This is a genomic window from Halobellus sp. H-GB7, from assembly GCF_030848585.1.
Taxonomy (GTDB): Archaea; Halobacteriota; Halobacteria; order Halobacteriales; family Haloferacaceae; genus Haloquadratum; species Haloquadratum inordinatus.
On sequence record NZ_JAVDDW010000007.1, the window covers coordinates 104,729 to 131,721 of the forward strand.

At 66.1% G+C, this 26,993-nt stretch carries 25 protein-coding genes and 1 pseudogene; 13 read left to right on the forward strand and 13 right to left on the reverse strand.

Translation table 11 applies throughout. The features are described from left to right. Positions 1–126: 126 nt before the first annotated feature. Positions 127–1,281: a DNA primase large subunit PriL gene (locus RBH22_RS12585; RefSeq protein WP_306677709.1), complete on the reverse strand. Its 1,155-nt coding sequence runs from the start codon at positions 1,279–1,281 to the stop codon at positions 127–129. Positions 1,282–1,451: 170 nt separating this feature from the next. Here RBH22_RS12585 and RBH22_RS12590 point away from each other — a divergent pair, with 170 nt between their 5' ends. Then, positions 1,452–2,042 (forward strand): hypothetical protein, encoded by a 591-nt coding sequence (locus tag RBH22_RS12590; RefSeq protein WP_256288643.1) that lies wholly within the window; start codon positions 1,452–1,454, stop codon positions 2,040–2,042. 45 nt (positions 2,043–2,087) lie between these two features. Here the strand turns inward: RBH22_RS12590 and RBH22_RS12595 are convergent, their stop codons facing one another. The 4 genes from RBH22_RS12595 to RBH22_RS12610 all read right to left on the reverse strand — a co-directional run bounded on the left by RBH22_RS12595 (position 2,088) and on the right by RBH22_RS12610 (position 7,219). After that, the gene (locus tag RBH22_RS12595; RefSeq protein WP_121568664.1) at positions 2,088–2,831 is read right to left on the reverse strand and encodes a DNA polymerase sliding clamp; all 744 of its coding nucleotides are present in this window, start codon (positions 2,829–2,831) and stop codon (positions 2,088–2,090) included. A gap of 145 nt (positions 2,832–2,976) precedes the next feature. Then, positions 2,977–4,236: a carboxypeptidase-like regulatory domain-containing protein gene (locus RBH22_RS12600; protein ID WP_306677664.1), complete on the reverse strand. Its 1,260-nt coding sequence runs from the start codon at positions 4,234–4,236 to the stop codon at positions 2,977–2,979. Then, complete coding sequence (ccsA, locus tag RBH22_RS12605; RefSeq protein WP_306677665.1) at positions 4,236–6,683, reverse strand: cytochrome c biogenesis protein CcsA; 2,448 nt, start codon at positions 6,681–6,683, stop codon at positions 4,236–4,238. The genes RBH22_RS12600 and ccsA (RBH22_RS12605) overlap by 1 nt, the downstream gene beginning before the upstream one ends. Continuing rightward, positions 6,680–7,219, reverse strand: coding sequence for a thioredoxin family protein (locus tag RBH22_RS12610; RefSeq protein WP_256546046.1), 540 nt, complete (start codon positions 7,217–7,219; stop codon positions 6,680–6,682). Before RBH22_RS12610 ends, ccsA (RBH22_RS12605) begins: the two co-directional genes overlap by 4 nt. 241 nt (positions 7,220–7,460) lie before the next feature. Between RBH22_RS12610 and RBH22_RS12615 the strand changes: the two genes are divergently transcribed. The 5 genes from RBH22_RS12615 (at position 7,461) to RBH22_RS12635 (ending at position 11,251) form a co-directional block, all read left to right on the forward strand. Beyond that, entirely contained in the window at positions 7,461–8,825 is a 1,365-nt protein-coding gene (locus RBH22_RS12615; RefSeq protein WP_306677666.1) for a c-type cytochrome, read from the forward strand. Positions 8,826–8,849: 24 nt separating this feature from the next. Further along, a complete protein-coding gene (locus tag RBH22_RS12620) occupies positions 8,850–9,542 on the forward strand; it encodes a cytochrome c biogenesis CcdA family protein (protein ID WP_306677668.1) in 693 nt (230 codons plus the stop codon). 3 nt (positions 9,543–9,545) lie between these two features. Further along, positions 9,546–10,319, forward strand: a complete 774-nt coding sequence (ccsA, locus tag RBH22_RS12625) for a cytochrome c biogenesis protein CcsA (RefSeq protein ID WP_256546044.1) — start codon at positions 9,546–9,548, stop codon at positions 10,317–10,319. Between the two features lie 2 nt (positions 10,320–10,321). Then, positions 10,322–10,441: a CcmD family protein gene (locus RBH22_RS12630; RefSeq protein WP_121568659.1), complete on the forward strand. Its 120-nt coding sequence runs from the start codon at positions 10,322–10,324 to the stop codon at positions 10,439–10,441. 63 nt (positions 10,442–10,504) lie between these two features. Beyond that, a complete protein-coding gene (locus RBH22_RS12635) occupies positions 10,505–11,251 on the forward strand; it encodes a halocyanin domain-containing protein (protein ID WP_306677669.1) in 747 nt (248 codons plus the stop codon). A gap of 243 nt (positions 11,252–11,494) precedes the next feature. Here RBH22_RS12635 and RBH22_RS12640 read toward each other — a convergent pair whose 3' ends face one another. From RBH22_RS12640 to RBH22_RS12650, 3 genes are read right to left on the reverse strand one after another with little or no spacing between them, the layout of a single operon-like run. Continuing rightward, the gene (locus tag RBH22_RS12640) at positions 11,495–12,169 is read right to left on the reverse strand and encodes a heme exporter protein CcmB (protein ID WP_256546042.1); all 675 of its coding nucleotides are present in this window, start codon (positions 12,167–12,169) and stop codon (positions 11,495–11,497) included. Next, positions 12,166–12,933 carry a heme ABC exporter ATP-binding protein CcmA gene (gene ccmA, locus RBH22_RS12645; RefSeq protein ID WP_306677670.1) on the reverse strand — a complete coding sequence of 256 codons (768 nt, stop codon included), beginning with the start codon at positions 12,931–12,933 and terminating at the stop codon, positions 12,166–12,168. The genes RBH22_RS12640 and ccmA overlap by 4 nt, the downstream gene beginning before the upstream one ends. Then, the gene (locus tag RBH22_RS12650) at positions 12,930–13,310 is read right to left on the reverse strand and encodes a cytochrome c maturation protein CcmE (protein ID WP_306677672.1); all 381 of its coding nucleotides are present in this window, start codon (positions 13,308–13,310) and stop codon (positions 12,930–12,932) included. Before RBH22_RS12650 ends, ccmA begins: the two co-directional genes overlap by 4 nt. A gap of 309 nt (positions 13,311–13,619) precedes the next feature. Here RBH22_RS12650 and RBH22_RS12655 point away from each other — a divergent pair, with 309 nt between their 5' ends. Beyond that, positions 13,620–14,393: a 23S rRNA (uridine(2552)-2'-O)-methyltransferase gene (locus tag RBH22_RS12655; RefSeq protein WP_256546039.1), complete on the forward strand. Its 774-nt coding sequence runs from the start codon at positions 13,620–13,622 to the stop codon at positions 14,391–14,393. Between the two features lie 57 nt (positions 14,394–14,450). Here the strand turns inward: RBH22_RS12655 and RBH22_RS12660 are convergent, their stop codons facing one another. The 3 genes from RBH22_RS12660 to RBH22_RS12670 all read right to left on the reverse strand — a co-directional run bounded on the left by RBH22_RS12660 (position 14,451) and on the right by RBH22_RS12670 (position 17,674). Continuing rightward, positions 14,451–15,164 (reverse strand): queuosine precursor transporter, encoded by a 714-nt coding sequence (locus RBH22_RS12660; protein ID WP_256546038.1) that lies wholly within the window; start codon positions 15,162–15,164, stop codon positions 14,451–14,453. Further along, positions 15,157–15,330, reverse strand: coding sequence for a ribbon-helix-helix domain-containing protein (locus RBH22_RS12665; protein WP_121568652.1), 174 nt, complete (start codon positions 15,328–15,330; stop codon positions 15,157–15,159). Before RBH22_RS12665 ends, RBH22_RS12660 begins: the two co-directional genes overlap by 8 nt. 103 nt (positions 15,331–15,433) lie before the next feature. Beyond that, positions 15,434–17,674 carry a twin-arginine translocase subunit TatC gene (locus RBH22_RS12670; RefSeq protein ID WP_256546037.1) on the reverse strand — a complete coding sequence of 747 codons (2,241 nt, stop codon included), beginning with the start codon at positions 17,672–17,674 and terminating at the stop codon, positions 15,434–15,436. Positions 17,675–17,837: 163 nt separating this feature from the next. On the opposite strand from RBH22_RS12670, the pseudogene RBH22_RS12675 reads away from it, so the two are divergent. After that, positions 17,838–19,370: pseudogene (locus RBH22_RS12675) on the forward strand (twin-arginine translocase subunit TatC); the annotation flags it as partial. Between the two features lie 550 nt (positions 19,371–19,920). Here RBH22_RS12675 and larE read toward each other — a convergent pair. Beyond that, positions 19,921–20,895: an ATP-dependent sacrificial sulfur transferase LarE gene (gene larE / locus RBH22_RS12680; RefSeq protein ID WP_306677673.1), complete on the reverse strand. Its 975-nt coding sequence runs from the start codon at positions 20,893–20,895 to the stop codon at positions 19,921–19,923. Positions 20,896–21,017: 122 nt separating this feature from the next. On the opposite strand from larE, the gene RBH22_RS12685 reads away from it, so the two are divergent. The 4 genes from RBH22_RS12685 (at position 21,018) to rpiA (ending at position 25,449) form a co-directional block, all read left to right on the forward strand. Next, positions 21,018–23,042: an endonuclease MutS2 gene (locus RBH22_RS12685; RefSeq protein ID WP_306677674.1), complete on the forward strand. Its 2,025-nt coding sequence runs from the start codon at positions 21,018–21,020 to the stop codon at positions 23,040–23,042. 53 nt (positions 23,043–23,095) lie between these two features. After that, entirely contained in the window at positions 23,096–23,395 is a 300-nt protein-coding gene (locus RBH22_RS12690; RefSeq protein ID WP_256546033.1) for a hypothetical protein, read from the forward strand. Between the two features lie 158 nt (positions 23,396–23,553). Then, the gene (locus RBH22_RS12695; protein WP_306677675.1) at positions 23,554–24,678 is read left to right on the forward strand and encodes an ORC1-type DNA replication protein; all 1,125 of its coding nucleotides are present in this window, start codon (positions 23,554–23,556) and stop codon (positions 24,676–24,678) included. A 78-nt stretch (positions 24,679–24,756) separates the two neighbouring features. After that, complete coding sequence (rpiA, locus tag RBH22_RS12700; protein ID WP_306677676.1) at positions 24,757–25,449, forward strand: ribose-5-phosphate isomerase RpiA; 693 nt, start codon at positions 24,757–24,759, stop codon at positions 25,447–25,449. 144 nt (positions 25,450–25,593) lie between these two features. Here rpiA and RBH22_RS12705 read toward each other — a convergent pair whose 3' ends face one another. Further along, positions 25,594–25,761, reverse strand: a complete 168-nt coding sequence (locus RBH22_RS12705; RefSeq protein WP_121568646.1) for a DUF1931 family protein — start codon at positions 25,759–25,761, stop codon at positions 25,594–25,596. A gap of 342 nt (positions 25,762–26,103) precedes the next feature. On the opposite strand from RBH22_RS12705, the gene larB reads away from it, so the two are divergent. Then, positions 26,104–26,862 (forward strand): nickel pincer cofactor biosynthesis protein LarB, encoded by a 759-nt coding sequence (larB, locus tag RBH22_RS12710; RefSeq protein WP_256546031.1) that lies wholly within the window; start codon positions 26,104–26,106, stop codon positions 26,860–26,862. Positions 26,863–26,993 lie beyond the last annotated feature (131 nt).

A 26,993-nucleotide genomic window follows, 5' to 3' on the forward strand; every position in this document is an offset into this window, starting at 1 on the left:
TGGTACCCACGGGGAGCCGATGATTTTCACATCGTTCTGTCCGACAGTATGACTCGCCGGTAGGACTCCCTTACCGACTCACCGGCGACGACGGTTCGTCACGCGCAGCACACGACGGCTGTTCTGTTACTCACCGGTCGTGGTTTCCCGCCAGTCGCGAACGTCGCCAGCGTCCCGTACCGCGTCCGTGTAGTACGACAGTGGATGTGAAATCGTCTCACAGCGCTCGTCGGGGTCGACGCAGTCGCCGTAGGACTGCATCGTCGTACACGACGGCGGGGGATACTGTGTCCCGTCGGCGTTCGCCAGGTACTCGACGCGCGTCTCGATGCGCTCTGCCGTGTCGCCGTCGACGTCGAGAAGCGTCGTCACGTCGGCGGCGTCCATCCCGAACGCGACGAGGAACGAGACGAGTGAGAACTCCGCGTGCCCGGGGAGTGCCTCGTCGCCGCGGGCACGGCGGACCAGCGCTTTCATACACGGTGGGAACAGCGCGGGGACGACGGCGTCGACCGACGTTCGCCCCGCGTCGTGGTCGTTCAGCAGGGAACGGAGGTCGGCGACGGCTGTCGAGACCGCCTCCGCGATCGCGTCGCCGCCGTCGGTGCCGCGCACCTCGAACGGGAGTCCGGTCGCGACGCGGCGCTCGACGGCCGCTTCGAGTATCCGAGACAGTTCCTCGGCCGCGACACGGACCTCGCCGGCGGCGACCTCGCGGTTGACGAGTCGCCACCGACTGCCCCACTCGGCGTCCGCGAGGTCGAGGTACGATCCCAGTTCGACCCAGTAGTGCGACGGGGCCCGGCCGCCGGCGCTTGCCCCACCGCCTCGGCGGGCGCCGGGGCGGGCCGCGCTTCCAGGCCCGCCCGCCTGCTCGGGGCGCACGGCGTCTGCGAGATCGAACTCTCGGAGCACCTCCTCCAGCGACGCACGTGTGCGGCCACCGCTCTGGAGGTCGTCGTCGGCCGCGAAGTCCGTTTGAAACCGCTCGCGCGCGGTCGCCGCCTCGGCTTTGGCGTACTTCTCGACGGCTGCGGGCGTCTCGATCAGCGAGACGAGGATCCGCGCGATCGGATACGAGAGTAATTCCTCTCTGGTGTCCCACCGACGCGGGTCCTCGGCGGCGACGTTGCCCTCCATCAGGGCGCGCTCGACCCGCTCTTTGCCCCGCTCGACGGCGGGTGCGTCCTCGGCGATGAGCGCCGCCGGCGAGATTTCGGCCTCGCGGACGGCCTCGCGGGCCCCCTCGAAGAAGGGATAGCGCGCGTAGAGCGGGTCCATCGGCATCGCACGAGCGTTGCCCCCGCCGCCGAATAAACACGACGATCGGTGAAGACCCGATCTGGCAGAACCGACGATCGACCGCATCGACGACTGACGGCGCGTCCCGCACGCCACGGTCGGCGATCCACACCGTATCATCTAAGACGACACGTGCCCACTCTCTCTGCGTGCCGCAGTTCGACTACCCGTGTCCCGACTGCCGGGCCACGAACAGCCTTCACGACGCCGACTGTGAGTTCGAGGGAACGCCCTGGCCCGACGTCGAGAAGGCCTACATCGACATCGTCTCGCGTCTCACGGCCGCGCCGACCGAGGAGGCGGACCTGTATGACGCGGTCGACGGCGAGTGGGACGGCCTCCACCGTGCCGCGCTCGAACGCCTGAAGCGCGACGAGCGCGTCACAGAGGGTAACGACGTCCTGAGACTCCTCACCGCCGCGGAGTTCCGCGAGCAGGTGTCCGAGCCGACGCGCGAGCCGATGCGGACGCTCTACCGCCACGGGAGCGTTCCCGGCTGTCACGACAACGCCGTGTTCGCGATGATCGCGTGGTACGAGATGGTCGGGCTCTCGTGGTCGGAGACCCGCGAGAACGTCGTCGAGTGGCTGCGAGAGAGCGGTGCGTGGGCTCGCGGGGGATTCGAGGAAACCTCGCCCGAAGCGTTGGTCGACTCCAAGCGCCACGTCTACGAGGCGGGGTACGGCTGGAAGGAGAAGGCCCAGGCGGCAAAGCGCGTCATCGATCGCCACCGCGGGTGATTTTCCGCCCGTTCGACGGCCTCGTTTGGCCGCAGCTCCGCGTCTTCAGTCGCTCTGGATGCGCGGCGCGAGCATATACGTAACGTTGCCCTGTCCTTCGGCGACCGCGTAGTGGATCTTCACCGGGAACTCCTCGCCGAGTTCGACGGTGACCTCCGCGTCCTTCGGGATCGCCTTGTTCATATCCTTCAGGTAGTCCAGCGAGAACAGCGAGTCGGCCGAGCCGGCCGTGAGCGCGATGAGGTCTCCGGTGTCGAGTTCGAAGTCGACGTCGTCGGTGTCGCCCTCGGCTTCGATGTGGAACGCCTCGTCGGTCGCGTCGACGCGGAGCCGCACGTGATCGGAGACCATATCGGCGGCCTTGATCCCGCGGTCGAGCTGTGCGCCCTCGAGTACGATCTCCGCGGCGAGATCCAGGTCGGGGATGTCGGGCTCCTGACGGATCGAGTCGGGGTCGATGAGCGCGAGCGTCGAGGAGAGGCCGTCCATCCGAATGTTGAGCTTCCGGGTCTCCTCGTCGAGTTCGAGTTCGACGAGCTGATCACCGCTCGCCATCCCGACGAAGTCTTCGAGCTTCGCGAGGTTGACGCCGATGACGCCTCCGTCGGCCTCGTAGGACTCGAAAGCGGCGGCGTCGAGCGAGAGATCCACCATTCCGACGTTCGCGGGATCGACGGCGCGAATCGACAACTCGTCTTCGTTCAGCCGGATCTTGCACTCGTCCACCAACACGCTCACCGAGTCGAGCGCATCCTGGAGCGTAGACGCGCTCACGATGGCCTTGAACATATGAGCGGGGCTACGACAGCGGGCTTAAAAATACTCCTGATTTTTGTTCGCGCGCGCGATGACGAAAAGGTGCTGTCAGTCGTGGACGGCAGCCGTCAGTCGTAGATGCCGCCGTCCGTCGTCCTCGCAGAGCCTACGTGCTGGATCAGTCTTCGCCGGTATTTGACAGCCCAGCGTCGGCGACGCGGTACGCGCCGAGTCCGACGATCACTGTCCCGAAGATCCCGCCGAGGATCGGTACGCCGGGGAACGACGGGATCGATCCGCTCTCCGAAGAGGACGTCTCGACTTCCGAGGACGACGCGCCGGCGCTGGATCCGGAGTCGGACGTGGCGCCCGCTCCCGCCGCCGCCTCCATCTGCGCTCCCGAGACGTCGACGCTTATCGTCTCACCCGCGTCGAGCGACCCGGTTGTCGTGAGAAGCGAAATCGGCGAGGAGCCGACCCGGAGGTTCTCCGAGTGGCTCACCTTCGAGGTGTTGTAGCCCTGCAGGACGACCGCGAGCGACGACGTGTTGCGGACGACCTGCTTTTCGAACTGCCGTCCGGTGAGGTCGTAGGCCGCGCCGATCTGCGTGGTGCCGTTCGCCGGCACGCTGACGTTCAACTGGACGCCGGTATCGGTGCGTCTGTACTGCGCCTGCTCGCCGCCGACCATCGCGGCGTACGGCGACGCGTCGGCCGGGAGCCCGATGGTCACCGTGCCGACGAACGGCCGGTCGGTCGGGTTCTCGAAGGCGACCGTCTCCACGACGCTCGGGTTCGTCGAGGCGTTCTGCGCCGGAAGCATCTGCACGACGTGGCCCGTCGGCGAGCGGTTCGCGACGTTCAATATCGAGGTGTCGCTCGTCGGCGGCTGCGCCGTGATCGTCACGCTGTCGGTCGTCGACGGGTCCACCGTGCGTCGGTACTCGGCATCGCCGACGGCCGCCCGAATCTCGTAGGTCTCGTCCGATTCGAGCGGTCCGAACGCGAACGAACCGGTCGCGTTCGTCCGGTAGGTGTCGACGACGAACTCGTCTTCGTCGACGACTTCGATGACCGCTCCCTCGGTGCCGCTTCCGTCAGGATTGCGGATCGTTCCAGACACGCCCTCTGTGAGGTCCATCGACACCTGCGTCTGATTCTGTAGTATCTCGTAGTGCGTCGCGCCGCCGTAGCTGACGCGAACGGCGTAACTCGGCGCGTCCGGTGCGTCGACGCTGAACGACGAGCCGTCGATGGTCGTCGTGACCGAGCCGTCGGCGCGTTGTTGCTGCTGCGTGAGCGGGACGACTTCGACGCGAGCGCCGTCCGCATTTCCGTCCTCGGCGGTGACCGTTCCGCTGACCGTCGTCGTCGCGGAGGCCACGGGAACGAACGCCAGACAACTGACGACGACGAGGAGCGCGATGAGACGCCGCATCAGTCGCTCACCTCCTGGACGGCACCGGCGTCACTGCTCGTCTGCTGCGTCGATCTCCGATCGCTCGTTCCTGCGCTCGCACTCGTCCGCACGCCGTGTCGCGGATCGAAGAACAACACGAGTAACATTCCGACGAGCAGCGCGAGGATGCTCACGCGCATCAGCGTGACGAACGGCACGCGCTTGACCGAGATCGAGGCGGTTCCGTCGCTGACGCCCGCGATGACGTAGGTGTCGACGAGCGGTCCGCGGTCGATCAGCACGTCTCTGACCTGGAGGCCGCCCTGCTCGGGGTACTCGCGCTGTCCGGCGACGCCGGAGACGACGATGCCGTCCTCGTCGTAGACGGCGAGTGAGACGCCGTTGGCGACGACGCGCGTCGGGACAACCGACTCCGGCGGGTCGTCGGCCGGACCGATCGTCTGCGGGCCGGCGAGGACGATCGCGTCGGCGGTCGGGACGAACTCCCACATCACCTGGCCGCGTGCGACGACCTCCTGGCCGGTTTCGATGCCGACGGACCCGTTCCCGGCGACGCCGACCCAGACCTGGGAGTTGTCGAGTTGCACCACCGTCGCCTGTGGTCCCTCACGTATCGCCGTCACCGTCCCGTGGACGGCCTGTACCGAGGTGTTCAACGACTGCCCGCGGGTGAGGACCTGCGAGGACGACAGCGCGTACGTCTCGGGTTCGGGGTTGTTGGGGAACTCGTTCTGTTCGTAGCCCAGCACGCGGACGTCGTAGGGGGAGTCCCCGACGTCGCGCTGGGAAGTGTCGACCGCACCGCTGGCGACGCCCGTGGCCATCACCGATGCCTGACCGGCGAACAGGTACATAAACGGCAGCGAGAGCACGAGAAGCGCGGCGCCGACGTGAATGAGCGTGATCCCGCTTTCTTTCAGTTTCGCGTCTCGGCTCGTCGTCGCCGCGATCCGACTGCCCGTGCGCTTCACGGTCCCGAAGATGGCGTACGCCACCGGCGGCAGCACCGACAGCGCGCTCGCGTTGCCGACGAGCTGGTAGACGAAGGCGTCGCTCGGGCGAACGGACGCCAGCCGCCAGGTCTCGGAGGGCGCGACGGCAGCTCCGACGACCGTCGCGAGGCCGAACACGCCGAGGCTGATGAGACTCCGGCGCAGGCCGTCCCGCTCGTAGTCCATATAGAAGCCCAAGAGGAGAAGCACCGCGAGCACGAGCGGGAAACTCCAGAGGTTGTAGTAGCGCGACTCGACGGACACTTCGAGCCCGGTCATCGCGCTCCGCAGGACGGGGAAGGAGAGACCCCACAACGAGACGAACGTGAGGAGGCCGAACAGCAGGACGGCGAGGTGCAGCAGATTCGAGCGGTTGATCCAGCCAGCGAGGCCGGATTCGCCCGCCGCCGCTTCGGCGTCGTCGTCAGAGTCGTCGTTCTGCAACAGCCAGTAGGCGAACGGAGCGACCACGCCCAGTAGGGTCGTGATGCCCATCAGTATGAGGAAGGACGCGCCGATGCCGCCGTCGGCGAAGGAGTGGATGCTCCTGAAGACGCCGCTCCGAACGACCGAGGTCGTGTACACGGCGAGCGCGAAGACGCTCGCGGTCATCGCCGGCGCGAGGATCCGATAGCGGCCGCCGGGCCGGTAGTTCGTGACGGCGTGTAGCGTCGCCGTCAGGAACAGCCACGGGACCAAGATTGCCGTCTCGACGGGGTCCCACGCCCAGATGCCACCCCAGCCGAGGACCGTGTACGACCAGAGGCCGCCGAGCGCGACGGCGGCGGTGAGGAAGAGCCAGCTAAGCCGGAGCCAGCGCGTGACGCTCCCGATCCACGCCGAAAAGAGGCCGTCGTCGCCGCGGAACAGCGCGATGAAGTGCGCCGCTCCGATGGCGAACGGCATCGTCAGCAAGGCGTAGGAGATGAACATCACCGGCGGGTGGATCGCCATATACGGATCGACGAGGAGCGGGTTCAGGCCCTGCCCGCTCGTCGGTACGAACCCGGGCGGCGCGTTGGGGAACTCCGTTCGCACCGAGGCGAACGGGCTCTGCAGCAGCAACATCGCCGTGAAGTAGGTCACGAGACCGACGGTGAACGCGTGGATGAGCTTCCCGCGCCGGGTCGGGAACCCGCGTGAGAGGCTCGCGACCAGCGCGACGACGGCGACGATCGCCGCCCACAGGAGCACCGACCCCTCGTTGGCAGCGTACACGCCGGTCACCCGGTAGAGAAGCGAGAGGTACGAGGCCGTGTTCTCCCACACGTACGCGTTCGTGTAGTCCTGGCTGATGAACTGGTACGTGAGGTGTGCGAGTGCGGCAACTAGAAGCACCGCCGTCCCCGCGGTCAGTTTCGGGACGTACGAGAGGTACGCGTCGTCGTCGCGGAGGTACGACCGCGCGAGAATCGCCGTCCCCGACAGTCCCGAGAGGAACGCCAGCGCGAGCAGGATCGTTCCCGGATTCATACTGCGGCCTCCGTCAACCGGCCGGCCGTGTTCTCTGTGCTCTGCGACGTTCCGTTTGCTGTCTGTCCGGCCTGGTAGCGCTGCTTGGCCGTCTCCAGATACGACAGGAAGTCATCTTTCGCCGCGTAGCCAGGAATTCGGGTGAGTACCTCGCCCTCAGGCGTCACGATGACGTGCTGGGGCGGGTAGTTGATATTGTACCGTTGTTGTAGCCGGGTCGCGCTCTCGGAGTCGCTGTCGAGGTTCACTGCGACTTTGGTGAACTCGTCGAGCTCCGATTGCACTGTCGGGTCGCTGTAGACGTTCCGGTTGTAGTCCTCGCAGTAGGTACACCAGGTCGTCCAATAGTAGATCACGACCGGCTCGTCTTCCGCGGCGGCCGTCTCCACCGCGCTCGAATAGTTCGTCTGCCATTTGACCTCGCCGTGATACGAGTAGCCTTCGTCTGACAGGACCGGAGCTGCGTTCATAGAGAGGTACCCGATCCCGAGCAAGAGGGCGAAGAAGGCGATCGTCATCGCCTTTCGTGGGTTCATCGGTGTAGCCGCTTGTAGATTCCCGCAGTAAAATGTACCGTCGTAGACTTCTCTAGTCTAGCTGGGAAGTGGCAATATTCCGCACGTTTATGTCTTCTCAGTAACTCGATTTTCGCTGAGAGCCGGCGAGAAGTTGTGCAGAAGGGAATCTTTATTACTCGGCTATATTCATACGCAGATACCGTCGTAACTGAGGAATATACGAAATGATTGTAGAAAGTACGGTCACGGTGACCGAGCGATGAGTCAAGGAGATTCCACCCTCCTGCTCAAACCCGTCCTGCTCGTCTTCGGGACGGTTCTCGCGGCAATCCTCGTCGTGTTCGCCGTCAACGGCGCTATCGCCTTTATGGGCGGCCCGTCGGACGCGCCGGCGGCCGCCAGCGGTGGCGGTGGCGAGGTGCGAGAACTCCCCGGGACGTGGAACGGGAGCAAGTGGTACAGCGAGGAGCTTCGCGAACAGGAGTTCCAGTACAAGAACGCAACGGCGGGCGAAGAAGTGAACTTCGTCCCCAAGGAGATGAACAACTCGACGCTTCCGGAGAACGAAAACCGGCGCGAACTCATCCGTGAGGGCCGTGCAATCTTCGCGAACACGTCGAACGAGATGCCCGAACACGTCGGGAACGACCTCTCCTGTGCGAACTGTCACGGCGGAGGCGACCTCCCGACGACGACCGGAATGGTCGGGCAGGACATCGATATGATTCCGCTCGTCGGGACCGCGGCCGGCTACCCCGAATGGACCGGCCGAACCCAGCGGATGCGAGATATGCGGCAGCGCATTATGGGCTGCTTCCTCCGCAGTATGAACTCGCCGGGCTCCGAAGAGGGCGTCCCGGCCTACGACAGCCGTGAGATCCAGGCGATGGAGTCCTACATGGTCTGGCTCAACAAGGGGACGCCGAGCGAAACCGTCCCGTACTGGCGGCACATCGAGAAGCCCGAGGGCGACGAGAAGGTGCCCGTCCCCGAGGTCAACCCGGTCCGTGGGGCCGAGCTGTACCTCGAAAACTGCGCATCCTGTCACGGTGCTGACGGACAGGGAATCGAAGGTCAGTACCCGCCGCTGTGGGGTGAAGACTCCTTCAACGACGGTGCCGGAATGGGTCGTATCTACACCTCCGCAGGGTTCATCCGCGAATCGATGCCCTACGGCGCTGGCCACACGTTCTCCAACTGGGAGGACGTTCAGGACGTCGCCGGATATATGAACGCGCACAAGCGGCCGCACCTCCCGCGACAGCCCAAAGACTGGGCGGTCGCCGGTGCGCCCGACGAAGCGGTCTACTACAACCGCACGCAGCAGCGCTTCGGCTACGATATGAATCCGATGACCAAGAAGCTCATGCTCGCGGGGATCCCGGTCGACGATACCCCGCTCGAGGAGAGTATGATCCCGGACAACGTCGAGCGGTACGAACAGCCGCTGAAGAACGAGTCGGTCGACGGCTCGTGGGAGACGACGTGGATCCGGACCTACGAGGACGTCGGTAACTCGACGGCCGACAACTCCACAGAGCAGTCGTCGATGTCGGCGCAAGACGCAGTCACGACCGCCTTCGAGGGCGAATCGTCCGCAGCGTCCGGCGAGACGGCGAGCTAACGGATTCATCACGACTAGCATCGAATGATGGACAATCCGACGACCGCCGCGGTGTTTTTCGCGGGGGTTTTGACAATCCTGACGCCGTGCTGTCTCCCGATGATCCCCGTGTTAGTCGTCGGAGCGAACGGACACGTGCTGCGACCGATCGTCATCGTGATCGGGAGCACACTGACGTTCACCGCACTCGGGGTCGCGACCGGGATGATCGGTTCGGTAACCCCCGACTCAGTCCGCGCGCCGTTCGCGGTGCTGATGCTCGGTTTCGGGATCGTGATGGCCGACGACGACGTGAACGACCTGTACTCGCGGTACGCCTCACGGCTCGCGGGACGGGCGTCGCAGCTCACGGGCCGGGTCGACGAGCGCGAGCACCCGCTCGCGAACGCCTTCGTGGTCGGGTTGCTGCTGGGCGTCATCTGGCTCCCCTGCGTCGGCCCGGTGCTCGGCGGCGTCTTAGCGTACGTCGGGACGACCTCGGACGTGGTCGGCAGCGCCCGTCTCCTGGCGATCTACGGGACGGGCTTTTCGATCCCGCTTCTCGGGGTCGCCTACGTCGGGCAGGCCGGGAGCCGACGGCTCCTCGATTCGGTCACGAACGGCGAATCGACCGAGCTGTTCCGGACAGCGACCGGATACGCGCTCATCGCGCTCGGAATCGCTGTCCTCTTTGGGCTCGACAAACTTGCTCTTGCATCGGTAACGAACTGGCTATAACGTATGATCGGTAGTTCATCCACGGACGACGACGGCACGCGCAACCGCACGAGCATTCGGTTCGCCCGTATTTTGGGCACCGTCACGGCGTTTCTCCACCGCCTGACGCGGAGCCGGCTCGTCTCGTGGGGGGCGTTCGGATTCGGCCTCCTGTCGATGGTGCTGGTCTTCGGCTACGCCTCGGATACGATGTACGGCATCGAACACGGGGCGAATCTACTCGCGTACTGGCACATCTCGCTCGCGTGGGTCGCCGCGGCCGCGCTCGGCTCGACGTTCATCGGGAGCGCGCTGTATCTGCGCTACCGCGGCCCCTTCTGGAGCCGGCTGGCCCACAGTTCCGGCGAACTCGGATTCCTCTTCGCGACGCTGACGCTGTTGCTCGGTAGCGCGTGGGGGCGAGTCATCTGGAACTCCTGGTGGGAGTGGACCGACGTCAGGCTCGTGACGTTCCTGATCGTGTGGTTCATCTACGCCGGCTATCTGGTCGTTCACTCGGCCACGGAGGACCAGACGGGCGATCGATACGCGGCCGTCTACGGGGTCGTCGGATTCGTGACGGTCCCGCTGTCGTACGCGTCGACGCGGCTGTGGACGCCGACGTTCCACGAGACGACGATCGGTAACAGCGGCGTCAGCGCGAACATCGATCCGCTCACGCTCGTCGTGACGCTCGTCGCGGCGACGTTCCTGTATCTCTATCTCCTCGGGATCCGGATCCACCTTCACGAACTCGAACAGCAAGTACGCAGACTGCACTCAGCACGGAGGCGATAACGATGGAACCACTACTCTTGGCCGGATACACCGCGCTCTTCGTCGCGTTCTTCGGATACGTGACGTACTTACAGCGCCGGATGTCGCGGCTGGAACGACGACTCGAAGACGCACAGACGTAACGACGCGTAGTATTGGACAGCAAACCAGAACGCACACAAAACCTCAACAACGATTCAACGACAATGGACGACACGACTGACACATCGACTGATCGACGAGCGTTCCTGCGCCGCACGGCGACGGGCGTCGGCGCAGCAGCGACCTTCGCACTCTCGGCGGACACCGCGGCCGCCCAGTCGGAACCCGACTACGGCGGCTGGTTCGACGGTGTGGGTAACTTCGAGGGCACGTACGACTTCACCGGCCAGTCCGAAGTGACGATTTCGGTCGGATCTGAGGCAAACGGCGGCTACTACGGCTTCAACCCCGCGGCGATCCGCGTCGACCCCGGCACGACCGTCATCTGGCAGTGGACCGGGAAAGGCAACAGCCACAACGTCATCGCCGAGGACGGCACCTTCGAGAGCGAGATGTACTCTGCTGCCGGCGAGACGTTCGAGTACACCTTCGAGAGCGAAGGAACGTACAAGTACTTCTGTCAGCCCCACCGCGCGCTCGGAATGCTCGGCGCGGTCGTCGTCGGCGGCAGCGGCGGGATGGACTCGAGTCAGGTCTCCCAGCCGCTGCTCGAATCCGGCGGCGGCGGTGGCGGTGGCGGCGGTAGTGGCGGCGAAAGCGGTGGCAGTGGCGGCGGCGACAGCGGCGGCGAAGGCAGCGGTCTCTCCGGTGCCTCCGGGCCGATCTCCTTCGAGGGTGCGACGTTCGTCACGACGCTCGTGCTCGGCCTGCTCTCGCCGATCTTCTTCGCTGTCTTCCTGCTGCTCAAGCAGAGCGACGAAAGCGGCGGCCCGCCGGCGAACACTAACTGAGGATTCGCGCCGCTGGCGACTGTTTTTGTACTGCCGATGCGAGCGTAGCCGACGGTTCTGAACCGTCGAAACTGTAGAGGCTGCTTCTAGCACGTCGACTGATAATGATTACTCTCGTTTCTTACCGCCGATCATCGCCACCGGGAGTGGCGCTCGGCGGTAAACAGTGAGAGTAATCACTATGAGAGTCGTTCACGACACCGTTGAGATCCTGCGACGGCGTTTCGTCGAGTCGCCGCTCTCTCACTCCTCGACGACGTACTCGAACGTCGCGATGCCGGCGAGCAGCACGATGCCGGTGTACAGCGTGAGGAGGCGGAGCCAACCACCGAGGGGCGCGCCGCTTTCGAGCGCGGTCGTGAGTTCGACCCCCGCGAGCAAGAGCGGGACGACGAGCGGCACCAGGAGGACGGGTAAGGCGAGTTCGTCCAGCCCCGAGCGGAACGTCAGGATCGAGACCACGACGCCGATGGCGGAGAAACCGACGGCCGACACGAGGAGGACGCCGACGATCGCGGCCGCGGTCGACATCGAGGGACTGTAGCCGAGGAAGACCGACGTCGCGCCCAGCGTCAACAGGCTCACTGCGAAGATGAACACGGTGGTGCTGAGGACCTTCCCGAGGTAGATCGCCGAGCGGTCGATCGGGGCGATGAGCAGGCCGTCGAGCGCGCCGTTCCGATCTTCCAGTTCGATCGTCTTCGTGACGCCGAACGTGCCGGCGAACACGAACGCGACCCACAGCGCGCCGCGTCCGAGCAGCGCGGCGCTCTGGAGCGTCTGGACGAAACTGAACGCGAACGTGAGCACGACGAGCAGCGCGAAGACCGCAACCGTGGTCGTCACCTGCTTCGTCCGGCGCTCGATCTGGAGGTCCTTCTTGAGCACCCGATAGATGGCGCCGAGGAACGAACTCATCGCACTGCTTCGCTCGTCTCTGGTTCGTCGACACCGATCGCCTGCCGATACGTCGATTCGAACGACGCCGCGCCCGATTCGTCGAGGTCGACGTCGGCTTCGATCCGTCCGCGGTCGACGACGAGCGCACGCGAGCACCGCTCGACGCCTCGTTCGAGGTCGTGCGTCGTCAACACCACCGTCCGGTCGTCGAAGCCGTCGAGGACGGTTTCGAGGTCGGCGACCGACCGCTGATCGAGTCCGGTGTATGGCTCGTCGAGGAGCAACACTTCGGGGTCGTGCAACAGCGCCCGCGCGAGTGAGAGCCGCTTTCGGAGGCCGTGGGAGAACTCGCCCGGGCGGTCGCTACCGCGGTGACTCAGGCCGACGGTTTCGAGCACCGACTCACACCGCGCCGCCGGGTCGTCGACGCCGTGGAGGCCGGCGTGAAACCGGAGGTTCTCTCGTGCGGTGAGTTCGTCGTACACCATCGTCTCGTGGGTGACGACGCCAACAGTTCGATAGGTAGTGTAATCGTCCGGTGCTAACGCGACGCCGTCGACCGAGATCGTCCCCTCAGTCGGCCGCGTGAGTCCGGCGAGCATTCGGAGGAGCGTCGTCTTTCCGGCTCCGTTCGGGCCGAACAACCCGAGCGTCGATCCGCGTTCGACCGTGAACGACAGCCGTTCGACGGCCGTGAAGTGTCCGTAGGATTTCGTCACGTCCGCGACCTCGATTGCAGGCGGGACCGCGTCAGCTTTGACCGGATCGTCTCCCGACCTCATCGAGCGCTTTTGGGCCGTTCTTCGCCCTCGTGTGCACGAACCGAGAGCTTGTTCGCGACGAGCTCGCCGCCGTCGTATCGCCCTTTCGCGACGACGACACGGCCGTCCTGAAGCGTATCGGGAACAGTCCCTTCGTAGACGACCGGGACGGTGTGGTTACCGTCCGTCACTGCGAAGGTGATCGTCTGGCCCTCGGTGTCGAGGTCCGTCGCGACTCCTTCCAGATTCACCCAGTCGTCCTGATACGTTCCCTCGTTCTCGGAGATCTGCGTCGGCGAAACGAACGCGGCCGAGGCGTTCATACTCGTCACGCCGAGCGTGGCGAGTAGCACGAGAATCCCGACCGTCGTGACGAGGAGTTTGTTCTTCCGGCGCACTACCGGAGGGAGTGGCTGGGCACTCTTGATTGTACCGAATCACCACGACTTGGGCCGCTTCTGCCTATGCTTCCCTCCTCGATAGACAACCTCGATAGTAGTTCCGCGGTCGTCTGTGGCCCCTGCCGCGTCGACGTCGCCGCCCCGACTATTCGCGGGTGGTGTTGGCGTGCCAACTCGTCCGTGTCAGTTTCTCGGGGCTCGCTCCGACGAACCTTTCCCCGCTGACCGTCTCTTAGGTCGTATGCAACCGACGCGTTCGCCCCGCGACGATCGGGCGAGAGTATCTCACGGAGGTGGGTGGTACCGATGACTGGGAAAGACCACTACTACAACAAGGCAAAGCAGGAGGGCTACCGCGCCCGCTCGGCGTACAAACTGAAGCAACTCGACGAGGAGGCGGGCCTGTTCGGTCCCGGAAACACCGTCGTCGACCTCGGTGCGGCACCCGGCGGGTGGCTCCAAGTCGCTGCCGAGGCCGTCGGCGACCGCGGCACCGTCGTCGGCGTCGACTTCCAGCGCATCCGCGACCTCGATCACGACAACGTCGAGACGGTCCGCGGCGATATGACCGACGAGGAGACGAAAGACGAACTCCGCGAGCGGATCGGCGACGACGGCGCAGACGTCGTCATCTCCGATATGGCGCCGAATATGACCGGCGAGTACTCGGTCGATCACGCGCGTTCGGTCCACCTCGCACGGCAGGCGTTCGAGGTCGCACTCGACCTGCTGCCCGCCGGCGGCGACTTCGCCGCGAAGGTGTTCGACGGCCAGGACCTCGCCGACCTGCGCGCGGAGATCGACGAGGAGTTCGAGTACGTTCGCTCGATCCGCCCGGACGCCTCTCGGGACTCCTCGTCGGAACTGTATCTCGTCGGCAAACACCGGATCACGGCGCCCGTCGAAGAAGGCGAAGAACTGGACGTCGTCGTCGACGACGTCGGCAGCGAGGGCGACGGCGTCGTCAAGATCGACGGCTACACGCTCTTCGTCGCCGGCACGGAAACGGGCGATTCAGTCCGTGTCCGCGTCACCGACCTGAAGCCGAACTTCGGCTTCGCCGAAGTCGTCGAAGAATAGCGGTCGACTCTTTCAGCGAGCGTCTTCTGAGGCGCTGATTCGCGGCGTACGAGCCGATTACTCGGCGGCCCAGGCCTCGTCCTGCGTGTCGATGTTCGACCCGCCGAAGAAGCCGACCACGACGTAGACGAACGGCGTGTCGACGAGCGCGATGAGCAGTTTCAGCACGTACTGGCCGACGATCAGCGAGAGGATCACCGGAATCTCGAACTGGGTGCCGAAGCCGAGGACCTGCGGCGCGACGTAGAACGCGATCGCGACGAACAGCACCGTGTCGATGGCCTGGCTGGTCGCCGTCGAGGCGATGTTCCGAAGCCAGAGCATCGACTCGCCCGTGGCCTCGCGGATGCGATGGAAGACGAGGACGTCCCAGTTCTGGCTGACGAGGTACGCCAGCAGGCTTCCGAGGACGATGTTCGTCCCGGGCGCGAGCACCGCGCGATACTGCGCAGCCGACTCTGGGTTCACCGCTGGTGCGAGGATCGTGCTCCAGACGAGTCCGAGGAGAATGAAGTTCATCGCGAAGCCGACGTTGACCATCACCTGCGCCGCGTGGCGGCCGTACAGTTCGGAGTAACAGTCCGACGCGAAGAACGTCAGCGCGTACGCCAGCGCTGCGCCGGGCAGGATGATGCTCGAGCCCGTCACAGGCAGTTCGACCGGGAGCCCGAACGCGAGCAGTTTCGAGGCGGTCAACTGGGCCGTCGCGAGCGCCGTCACGAACAGCGCGACGAGCGCGATCCGCCCGGTCTGTGCGCGCGTCTCACTCATCGTCGATTCGTCCGTGCCGTGCGTCGATCTCGTCTAATCTATCCAGCGTCTTGCGGATCGACGCGCGAACCGCGTCGCTCCGGTTGACGAACTTCCCGTCGTCGCCGACGTGTTCGTCGAGGTCCGCGAGCAGTTCGTCGGGAATCTCTACGCTTATCTTGGCCATATCACGGGATTCTCTCGCGAATATTTAGGGCGTTCGCTCTCGACTCCGTCGATCACGAAATCCGCTGTGTGTCGGCAGTTAACGCCGAGTGTGTCGGTTCGAGTCAGATCTCGGCGCTGCGAGACGGCGCGAGATCACGCCGTCCGCCGAGCGTGATCACGAACAGGACGCCCAGTCCGATGCCGTACGCGACCATCAGCGGGATGGTCACGAGGAACATCGTGAGCACGTCCGCGGGGGTGAAAAGCGCCGCGAAGGCGAGGATGCCGACGGTCACCTCGCGCCAGCGCCCCCGCATCGTCTCGTACCCGACGCCCGCGCTGTTGAGCAGGATCATCAGGATCGGGACGTCCGCGAGGAGGCCGATGCCGGCGGTCGTGAAGAAGATGAGCCAGAAGAAGTTGGTGATGCGGTAGGCGATCACCATATTCGCCTGGACCGCGTCGTTGACAAGCCAGGAGATGACCGAGGGCGCGATCGTCGTGTACCCGAGGACGAAGCCGCCGATCAGCCCCACCGTGAGCGCGCCCGTCCACACGAAGATCGCACGACGGCGCTGTCTGACGATGTTGCGCTCTCTGAGAGCCGGCCACGCGTAGTACGCGAGCAGCGGGGCCGTCACGAGCGCGGCGACGATCGTCGAGAACTTCACCTCGAACACGAGCGCCTCCATCGGGTGCAGCGCGACGACGTTGAGCACCTCTTCGGGCCGGACCTGCGCGGGCAGGCGGCGCAGGAAATCCTCGTAGACGCGCTTGATCCCGCCAGTGTAGAGCCAGCCGAACGTGACCGCCAGCACGGTCATAAACACCCCGACGATGCGGAACGCGTTCGAGGTGACGGAGTCGAGGATGAACGCGAGGTCGGTGTAGTACCCCTCGAAGTCGTCGTCTTCGGCGTCGCTCTCGTCTGCGTCCGCCTCCGACTCTGTGGCGTCCTCCTCGTCGCCGCCGGTGAACTCCTCGAAGAAGGCGCTGCCGGCGCGGGTGGCCCGGTCACTGATCGAGGAACCGCCGCTCTTCGCGGCCGCTCCGGACGCCGCTGCTGCGTCCCCGTCGGCCGCCTCGGCGTCCGCGTCCGCATCCGCACCGCCGTCCTGGTCGAAGCGGTCGACGATGGCCCGCGCTTTCGCCTTGTCGCCGGCGTCGAGCGCGTCGCCCGCGGCCGCCATCGCCTCGTCTTCGTCCATCGCGGCGAACACTTCCGGCGGAGCCGAGCGAACGCCCTGAACGTCGAGGTCAGCGAGGTCGATGGCGGTCGGATCGCCGATGCCGGCTTCCACGACCGCGAGGTCGTCGATGTCCTGATAGACGAAGTAGCCGACGGCGACGGCGGCAGCCAGGATCGCCGCGACGAGTACGTAGAGTCCGAGCAGTGCTAGCGAGGCCGGCGCGAAGACGACGTAGTCGCTCCCGATGGCCGCCAAGCCCTGATTAAGGTAGTCGACGCCGCCGCGCTCGAAGAAGGCGTAGACGAGGAGTCCGCCGACGACGCCGACGCCCGCGATCGAGTTCCAGTGGGCGCTGACCGTCCCCGCGACGTCCATCTGCTCGCTGCCGCGGCGGGCGGTGGTAACGATCTTCGCGAGATAGAGGCTGACGGCGTAGAGCGTCAGGACGGGAATCGCCCACATAATCTGCGTGAACGGGTCCGGCGGCGTGAACATCGCGCCGGCGGCGAAGACGCCGACGGCGGCGTGGCGCCACTTGTCGCGGAAGGTCTCGTAGGGGACAATCTCGGCGTACGAGAGCCCGGTCATCGCGAGCGGGAGTTGACTCGCGAGACCGAACGAGACGGTGAGCAGGAAGATGAACTGCGCCCACTTGACGATGGAATACGTCGGCGTGAAGCCGGCGGCGATGGCGTTCTGCGCGAGGAAGGAGAACGTGAACGGGAAGAAGACGTAGTAGCCGTAGGCCACGCCGAGCACGAATAGGCCGACCATCCCGGAGAGAACGAGCACGAGCTGCCAGACGGGGACCGGCGAGGAGGGCCAGAACCCGCGCACTTTCAGCGCGTCTCTGGCGAAGTAGACGAATGCGGGTGCGGCGAGGATGATCCCGACGGCGAGACCGATCTTCGCCTGCAAGAGGATGACGTCGAACGGCGTCTGTGCGATGATCGAGACCTCGCCGCTCACCTGTGCGGACATCTGGGCTCTCGTGACCCGTTTGAAGAAGTCCCACACGAAGAGCCGGAGCGCGTAGAACGTGCCGAGAAAGCCGATCAGGAAGAAGATGAAGACTTTCTGGAGGTCCTTCTGCGCGGCTCGAAGCATCGCGCCGGCGGTCTCCCGCCCGGCGTCGAGTGTCTCTCTCGTGTCGTCGTCGAGCGCGCTAGACATACGTGAAGTGAGCCCGCTCGCAGTTATCAATCTTTTCGACCGCCGCGCCGGCGCGTCCGGACCGCGGCGGCCGGCCGTCGTCGTCTCAGCGGGTGACAGCGTTCACATAGCAGCGCGCCGATGCGGAAAGGCCTATAAGATCCGGGCGGCGAAACTCTGGTGAATGGCCGACGATTCGGAGCACGCGGACCAGACGCCCGACGCCGACGCATCTACGGCCGATGCAGACTCGTCAGACGCTGCCGCGGATTCATCTCGCGCCGACTCGTCCCCGGACGACGCGGCGCAGTCCGACACCGACGGAGCGCCGTCTGCGGCCGACGACGTGCCCGGATCGTCTGCTCACGGCTCAACCTCAGACGCAGAATCAGGCGACGACTCCGAAACCGCGTCCGGCGACGACTCCGAACCGGGACCTGGTGCGTCCACCGACGCCGATAGCGATTCTGACTTGTCTCCTGACGCCGATAGCGACTCCGACTCGTCCACCGACGTCGAATCACCCACCGAAGTCGATTCGGCGGCGACGGTCGACGAACTGACGGCCGACGCTGACGCCGCTGACTCCGAAGACGGCGAGTCCGAAGACGGCGATTTCGACGGTTCGCCCACCGATGACGGAGACGCCGACGACACGGCGCCGGCTGACGACGCCGACTCCGAAACGGCGGACTCCGACTCCGCGACTTCGGACCCTGACGTCGACGCGGATACGACCGACTCGGACGTCGATACCGATGGTCCGGCCCCTGCGACTTTCGATCCCGACGCCGCCGCCCCCGAAGCGGCTGTCGGCGACAATCCAGCCGTTGGCGACGACCCAGCCGTCGCCGGCACGGACGGCGGCGCCCCGGCGAACGCAGAGGCCGGTCCCGGCCCCGGGGCCGCGGAGATTTCAGAGCCCGGCGTCGACGAGGGATTCGTCTCCGAAGGCCCCGAGAGCGACGAGGAGATGCCGCTTGCGGCACACATCGAGGAGATGATCCGCCGGCTGGCGGTCGTTCTCGGGATCGGCGGCATCGTCACGCTCCTGCTGTATCCCGGTGCCGACCTCGTCAACTCGGCGTTCGGTCTGAACCTCGTCAGTTCCACCGAGGTCATCGACTTCCTCTGGAACAAGCACATCCCCGGCGCGCCGGAGATGGTCGACCGCCGACCGCGCGTGTACGGCCCGCTCGAACTCCTCTTGACCGAACTGAAGGTCGCCGCACTCGGTGGCCTCGTGGTCGGCTTGCCGGCGTTCGTCTACGAGACGTATCTGTTTATGCGACCGGGACTGTACCCCAAAGAACGGCGATACTACCTCGCTGCGGTCCCGACGAGCCTGATTCTCGCGTTCGTCGGCATCTCTTTCGCGCACTTCCTCGTCCTTCCCGCGATCTTCGCGTACTTCACCTCTTACACCACCGGGACAGCGCTCGTGGCGTTCGGTCTCAAGGAGACGTTCAACCTCATCCTCATCCTGATGGGGTACAACGCCATCATCTTCCAGATCCCGCTGTTCGTGATGCTGGCGATTATGATGAACCTCGTCACGCGGCGGTGGCTCGAAGACCGCCGCCTCCTCTTTTGGGGGACGTTCCTCGGCCTCGCGTTCCTCGTCAGCCCCGACCCGACCGGGATGGCCCCGATCATCATCGGCGCGACGATGATCACGCTGTTCGAGGGGACGCTGTTCGTGCTGCGGTGGACCGGGAGAGGTTCGCTGGCTCCCACCGCCGAGGGACTGGCGGCCCGCCGCCCCTATGCTGCCGTGCTCGCGGCGCTCGTCGGGTACCTCCTCAGTCCCCTGCCGGCCCCGACGGGCTATTACGACCTTCTCCCCTCGGTGGTCGTCGAGACGCTCACGGCCAACGGCCTCGCGGTGTACACGCCTCTGATCATCGCGGGCGCCCTCGTCGGGGTGTTCGAACTCGTGTCGCTCCTCCTGCGCCGCTACGGCCGCTCGCGGCGGATGCTGCGGGCCCGTCTCGCGGTCGACACTGTCCGCCGTCCGGTGTGGCTGCTCGCCGTCGTCGTGGGGTATCTCGGTAGCCCCGATCCGGCCGTCCTCCGGTGGGTCACCGAGCTGAATCTTCGCCCGGCGCTGGCCGGCGGGATCGCGGTCGGGTTGGTGCTCGGCTACGAGGTGCTTCGTCTGCTGCTTGCGTCCCGCGAAGATCGTGCGGCCTGAGCTATCGGCTCTCTGTGCCTTCCGGACAGCCAGAATCAGGTTCACAACGCTCCGACCATCCGCTGCCGCGGCTTCACTCGCTGGCGGTCGGGTACTCGGTCCCGAACACGTCTTCGACGAGCGGTTCGTCGCCCGAATCGTCGCTGTCGGCGCCGTCCTGCTCGTCCTCGCCCGCTGGACTGACACTGCCCGTCTGATACCCGTGGAGATCGAGCGTCACGTGCTCGAAGCCGAGATCCGTGAGGTGCTCGCGCGCGGCGACGACGAAGTCGTGATTGAGCGCCGCCTCCAGTTCGTCGGCGGCGATCTCGATCCGCGCGAGACCGTCGTGGTCGCGGACGCGGAACTGCGAGAAGCCCCACTCCCGGAGCACGCGCTCGGCCTTCTCGACGCGCGTGAGCCGCTCGGTCGTCACTTCGAGCCCCGTGGGAATCCGCGAGGAGAGACACGCCATCGAGGGCTTGTCCGCGACCGAGAGCCCGTACTCGTCGGCGATCGCGCGGACTTCGTCTTTCTCGATACCGGCCTCCAAGAGCGGTGAGCGTACGTCGAGTTCGTCGACGGCGCGGAGCCCCGGCCGGTGCCCCTCGCCCGGATCGGAAGCGTTGGTCCCGTCACAGACTGTCCCGATCCCGAGGTCGCGGGCCGCCTCGTACATCCGACCCAGTCGCATCGTCCGGCAGTGATAACACCGGTTGCCGTCGTTGACGACGAAGTCGGGGTTGTCGAGTTCGGAGAACTCGACGATCTCGTGGCGGATGCCGATCTCGTCGGCGACGCGGCGGGCGTCGTCGAGTTCGGCCGCTGGGAGGGTCTCCGACTTGGCCGTGCACGCCACCGCATCGTCGCCGAGCGCGTCGTGTGCCAAGGCGGCGACCACCGCGGAGTCGACGCCGCCGGAGAACGCGATCAGGACGCCGTCGCGTTCGCCGAGCGACTCGCGGACCGCCGCTGCTTTCTCCGTCACCGACTGTGCGTCGGCGTCCTCGCCCCCAGCCGTCTCGGCAGCGGCGTCGACGTCGGCGTCCGCACCCGTCTCGGTTCGCATACCCGCACTACCGGGTGCAGTCCCAAAAGCACGTTGTCGTAGACGCCGAGGCGGATCGAGCCCTGTCACCCGAGCGTCACACCCGTAACGTTTTGTCCGATCGCGAGCGAAGGCATCCTCGAATGGAGTTCGAGGCCATCCCGGGCGTCGGCGAGAAGACGGCAGCGGCGCTGTCGGAACTCGACGACGCCGAACGGGCACTCAGCGAGGGCGACGTGGCGACGCTGGCTCGCGCACCAGGACTCTCGGAAGGACGGGCGGCCGCCGTCGCCCGCGGGGCGATCCGCCGCCGACACGACGACGACGGCGGCTTTCTTGCGACCGACCGGGCCCGAGAGATCTACGACGACGTCCTCGGTCTCCTCCGTGAGCGAACCGTCACCGACTACGCCGCAAAGCGCGTCGCGACGCTCTACCCGACGCAGTCGGCCTCGCGGATCGCGGAGGTCCGGGCGTTCGTCGACCGTGCGACCGAGCGCGACCCCGACCCCGCGGCTCTCGACGCGCTCGACGGCGTCGAACCGCTCGCGCCGCCGTCGCCTCGTCGCGTCCGCGATCGCTGTCTCGCCACGGCCGACGCCGAGCGCTTCGCGGCGGCCGAGGAGGCATTCCCCGAACTCTCCGTCGAAGTCGTCGAGGACACCCGCGGACTCGCCGAACTCGCCCGCTCGTACTCGACTGTCGTGGCCCTCGACGAGCAGTTCGCCGGCGTCGACGTCGAGGGCGACGTCCGCGTGCGCCCCGACGCGCTCGAACACCCCGACGAGATCGTCCCCGAGCGCGTTCTGGCGTTCTTCGCGGAGAACCGCTCGCGGATCCTCGCGGCCGCGGAAGTGCACGAGGCGGCCGGTATGGACGCACCGTGCGATATCGACGCCCTCCGCGACGCGCTCGCTCGGCTCGACGACGACGGGACGATCGTCGGGGACGCGGAACTGGACCGCCTCACCACCGCGGTCGACGACCTCGATGCCACGGTCGCCACCGCGGAATCGGTCGCCAACGACCGCCTCCGCGACGCGATCCGCGAGCGTGACGTCACCATCGAGGGAACGGACTTCCTCTCGCTGGTCGAACAGGGTGCGCGCGTCGACTCACTCTTGGATCGCGAACTCGACGACGAGTACGACGACGCCGTCGCGGCCGCGCGTGAGCACCTCGTCGACGCGCTCGACCTCCGTCCCGAGGAGGCGGATTTCGCCGAGCGGGCCTTCCCGAACGACCCCGCGTTTCCCGTCGAACACGAGTCGTCGGTCATCTCGCGGCTCCGCACGGAACTCAAAGCGGGCCGCGACCGCCGGGCCGCCCGCCTCAAGCGCGAACTCGCGGCGGATCTCTCGGCGCTTCGCGACCCCGTCGAGGCGCTCGTCCGCGACGCGCTCGAAGTCGACGTCGAATATGCGGTCGCCCGATTCGCTGACGACTTCGACTGCACGCTCCCCGAGTTCGTGGACGGACTGGACACCGACGCGAGCGGTACGCGAGAGGGCGGGGCTGCGAGCGACGCCCACGGCTTCCTCATCGAGGGGGGCCGCTCGCCGCTCTTGGACGTCGCCTTCGGCGAGGTCGCCCCCGTCGATTACGGCGTCTCGGGGGCGACGTTGCTGTCGGGCGTCAACTCCGGCGGGAAGACGTCGACGCTCGACCTCGTCGCGCTCGTCGTCGTTCTCGCGCAGATGGGATTGCCCGTACCCGCCGAGCGCGTCGAACTCGAACGCTTCTCGGAGTTGCACTACTACGCGAAGACGCAGGGGACACTCGACGCTGGGGCATTCGAGAGCACGCTGCGGGACTTCCGAAGCCTGGCCGACGGCGCGACGAACCGGCTCGTCCTCGTCGACGAACTGGAGAGCATCACCGAACCCGGCGCGTCCGCGAAGATCGTCGCCGGCATCCTGGAGGCGCTCGACGAACAGGCCGCGACGGCCGTCTTCGTCTCTCACCTGGCGGGCGAGATCCGCGACGCCGCAGACTTCGACGTCGCCGTCGACGGAATCCAGGCGCTGGGCCTCGAAGACGGCGAACTCGTGGTGAACCGCTCGCCGGTCAAAGACCACCTCGCGCGCTCGACGCCCGAGCTCATCGTCGAGAAACTGGCCGACGGCGACGAATCGGGCTTCTACGACCGATTGCTGCGGAAGTTCTGATTCGACCCACTTCCGAGCGGAGATTTTTCATTCAGTTCGGCGAACGAACACGTATGGCCCCCGAAACGTCCGCCGACGAGGAGAGCCGTGACGCGCCGCTCGCGCCCGACAGCGACGCCACCTACGATCTCGTCTACCGCGCTACCCGCGACGCGATCTGGGACGTACTAGGGGCGGCAACGCTCATCCTGTTTTACCTCGCGCTCGCGGCGATCAGCCTCTCGATCGCGTTTGCAGGCCTCGGCCCGTATCTCCGCGGCTCGGCGTCGTACACCGCGCTCGCGGTCGGTCTCGTTGCCCTCGGCGTCGGCTTTTTCGCCGTCTACCGCGTGTTTCGACTCGTCACCGAGTGAGCAGGTCACATCGGCCAGCGGCACTATAGTAGCACTTGCGCGTCTTCACGCACGTGGTCGCACGCGGTCGTGCGATCGGCTGCGCAATGAGTTGTAAACGCTACTATATTCGTCCCCCTGGGGAACCGTTAAGTAGACTCCTCAACGTGGTTGAATCGATGAGGGACGACCCCGACGAGGGGATGCTGTCGTGGGACGAGTCCGTCTTCCGCGACGAACACGTCTTCGAGATCGACTACGTCCCCGAGACGTTCGAGCACCGCGAGAGCCAACTGGAGAGTCTGAAGTACGCACTCAGACCGGCTGTCCGTGGCTCGCGCCCCCTGAACACGATGGTTCGGGGCCCACCGGGAACGGGCAAGACGACCGCGGTGCAGAAACTCTTCGGCGAACTCGGCGCGCAGGGCGGCGTCGAGACCGTTCGTGTCAACTGTCAGGTCGACTCGACGCGCTATGCCGTCTTCTCGCGTATCTTCGAGCACATCTTCGAGTACGAACCGCCCTCTTCGGGCATCTCGTTCAAGAAACTGTTCGGACAGATCACCGACCGACTGGTCGAGGAAGACGAGGTGCTCGCGGTCGCGCTCGACGACGTGAACTATCTGTTCTACGAGAACGAGGCCTCAGATACGCTCTACTCGCTCCTGCGGGCTCACGAGGCGCACTCGGGAGCCAGGATCGGCGTCGTCGTCATCTCCTCGGACCTCTCGCTCGACGTGATCGACGAACTCGACGGGCGCGTCCAGAGCGTCTTCCGGCCAGAGGAGGTGTACTTCCCCGTCTACGACGTCGACGAGATCGTCGACATCCTCCGCGAGCGCGCCCGTCGCGGTTTCCACGAAGGCGTCGTGGGCGCGCCCGAACTCGATCGCGTCGCCGAACTCACCGCCGAGAGCGGCGATCTCCGAGTCGGGATCGACCTCCTGCGCCGCGCCGGACTCCACGCGGAGATGCGCGCCAGTCGCACCGTCGCCGTCGAAGACGTCGAGGCCGCCTACGAGAAGTCGAAGTACGTCCACCTCTCGCGGAGCCTCCGCGGCCTCTCGGATCGCGAGCGCGACCTCGTCCGCGTCGTCGCCGAACACGACGGCAGTCAGGCCGGAGAGGTGTACGAAGCCTTCCGCGAGGAGACCGGCCTCGGCTACACCCGCTACTCCGAGATCGTCAACAAACTGGACCGCCTCGGGGTCGTCGACGCCGACTACGCCGACATCGACGGTCGCGGTCGGTCGCGGTCGCTGTCGTTGGCGTACGACGCCGACGCCGTCTTAGAGCGTCTGTAGCGCCGAACCAGCGTCACTGTCGAATGCCACCGATCGCGGAGCGGAAGCTTTGTGCCGCACGTCGCCGAGACGACGCGTATGAAGACGACCGGCGGAACCGACGATCAGAAGCGACGCGCGGGCGAACGCGCGGCCGAACTCGTCTCCGACGGCGACGTCGTCGGCCTCGGTACCGGCAGCACGGCCGCCCACGCGATCCGCGCGATCGGCCGGATGGTCGCGGACGGACTCGACGTCCGCGGCGTCCCGACATCGTTCGACTCCCGTGCGCTCGCCCGCGAAGCGGGGATTCCGCTCCGCTCGCTCGATGAGATCGACGGCGTCGACGTCGCGATCGACGGCGCGGACCAACTCGATCGAAACCTGGCGGCGATCAAAGGCGGCGGCGCGGCCCACGCCCGCGAGAAGGTCGTCGACGCGGCGGCCGACCGCTTCGTCGTCGTCGCCGATCCCACAAAAGTCGTCGAGACGCTCTCGCGCTCGGTGCCGGTCGAAGTGCTCCCAGACGCCCGGGCGGCCGTCGAACGCGACGTCGCGGATCTCGGCGGGGACGTGACGCTCCGACGGGCCGAGCGCAAGGACGGGCCGGTCGTCACCGACAACGGGAATCTGGTTCTCGACTGCGAGTTCGGCACGGTCGACGATCCTGATGGACTCGCACAGGACCTCTCCCGGCTCCCGGGCGTCGTCGAACACGGTCTCTTCGTTGACCTCGTCGACGAGGCGTACGTGGGGACGGACGACGGCGTCGACGTCCGTACTCGGGAGTAGTCGGCCTCACGACCGTCTATTGACCGCTGTTCGAGCAATCGGCGGCGCTATCGCCGGTCGCTGTCGGTATCGGGACCGCTACGATCGGCGGCGCTATCGCTGGTCGGCGTCGTGGCCACAAAAAATCGGGATCGAATCGCCGGTTTACAGGTCGCGGGGCTGGACCGTTTTGCGGTCGTTCTCTTCCGCGCGACGGGCGGCGTCTTCGAGCAGTTCGTTCACTTCTGCGTCGAGTGCATCGTAGAAGTCAGAAGCGACGTTCTTGTCCTGGAGCGCTTCCTTGACGGCTGCCTTGACAATGAGGTCTGCCATACACGTCCCCCTATATCGGCACTATATAAAAATATTTTCCAAAACGCCGGCGTCTCCGTCCATACGGGTCGTCTATGGGGTTTCCTATGGGAATAATTTATATACCCAGGGGGCACATTAACCCTTCCTTTCGATATTGGGCGATACGGGCCACAAGCGGGCCCACATCGGGTGGCCGACCGCTCGATCCGGCCGTCGTCGAGTCGCCCGCGGTGAGACGCGCTGGGACTGTCGGACGTCTGTAGCGAAGTTCGTCACTCGGGTGATGACTATCCCGAAAAATAGCTCTATCCGACAGTGTGAAGCGACAGGTACGTGACGCTCACTCCCGGAGTAGTTCGTATGCGCGAAGTACTGGAAGCCGTCGCGGCGGGCGACCTCTCGCCGACGGAGGCCGAGGCGCGGTTGGCGGGGTACGTCACCACCGATGCGGGTCGATTCGACGCCGCTCGTGAGCAGCGACGCGGCGCGCCCGAGGGCATCCTCGCCGAGGGGAAGACACCGGCGGAGGTTGCCGTGCTCGCGGCTGCCGCCCTCGATTCGACCGGCCGGGCGCTCATCACCCGTGTCTCCGAGGACCACGTCGTCGCCGTCGCCGAGGAGGTCGACGCTTCGATCGACCTGTCGCACGACGAGCGCGCGCGAACGCTGGTCGCACAACGACCCGACTTCGACCCCCCGACGCTCGATGCGACGGTCGGGCTCGTCACCGGCGGGACGGCGGACGCGGCGGTGGCCGGCGAAGCGGCGACCGTCCTCGACGCGATGGGTGCAACCGTCGAACGCGTCGACGACGTCGGCGTGGCGCACCTCGGCCGTATCCTCGATCACCTCGACGTGCTCCGCGCGGCCGACGTCCTCGTCGTCGCCGCCGGACGCGAAGGCGCACTTCCGACCGTCGTGGCGGGACTCGTCGACACGCCGGTCATCGGACTCCCCGTCTCGACCGGCTACGGCCACGGTGGCGACGGAGGCGCGGCGCTCTCGGGGATGCTCCAATCCTGTACGGTCCTCTCGGTCGTGAACGTCGATGCCGGCTTCGTCGCCGGGACGCAGGCGGGCCTCGTCGCTCGCGCCGTCAGCGACGCCCGCTCGCAGTGAAGCCCAGTACGGCGACGTCTTCGACCGCGAGCCCGCTTCCGATCTGTGTCACAAGCTCCCAAACAAACGGTCGATTTTGTGGTCCATTTCTGGACGTTCTGCACTCTCGCGCGCGTGCGCGGGAAGCCATA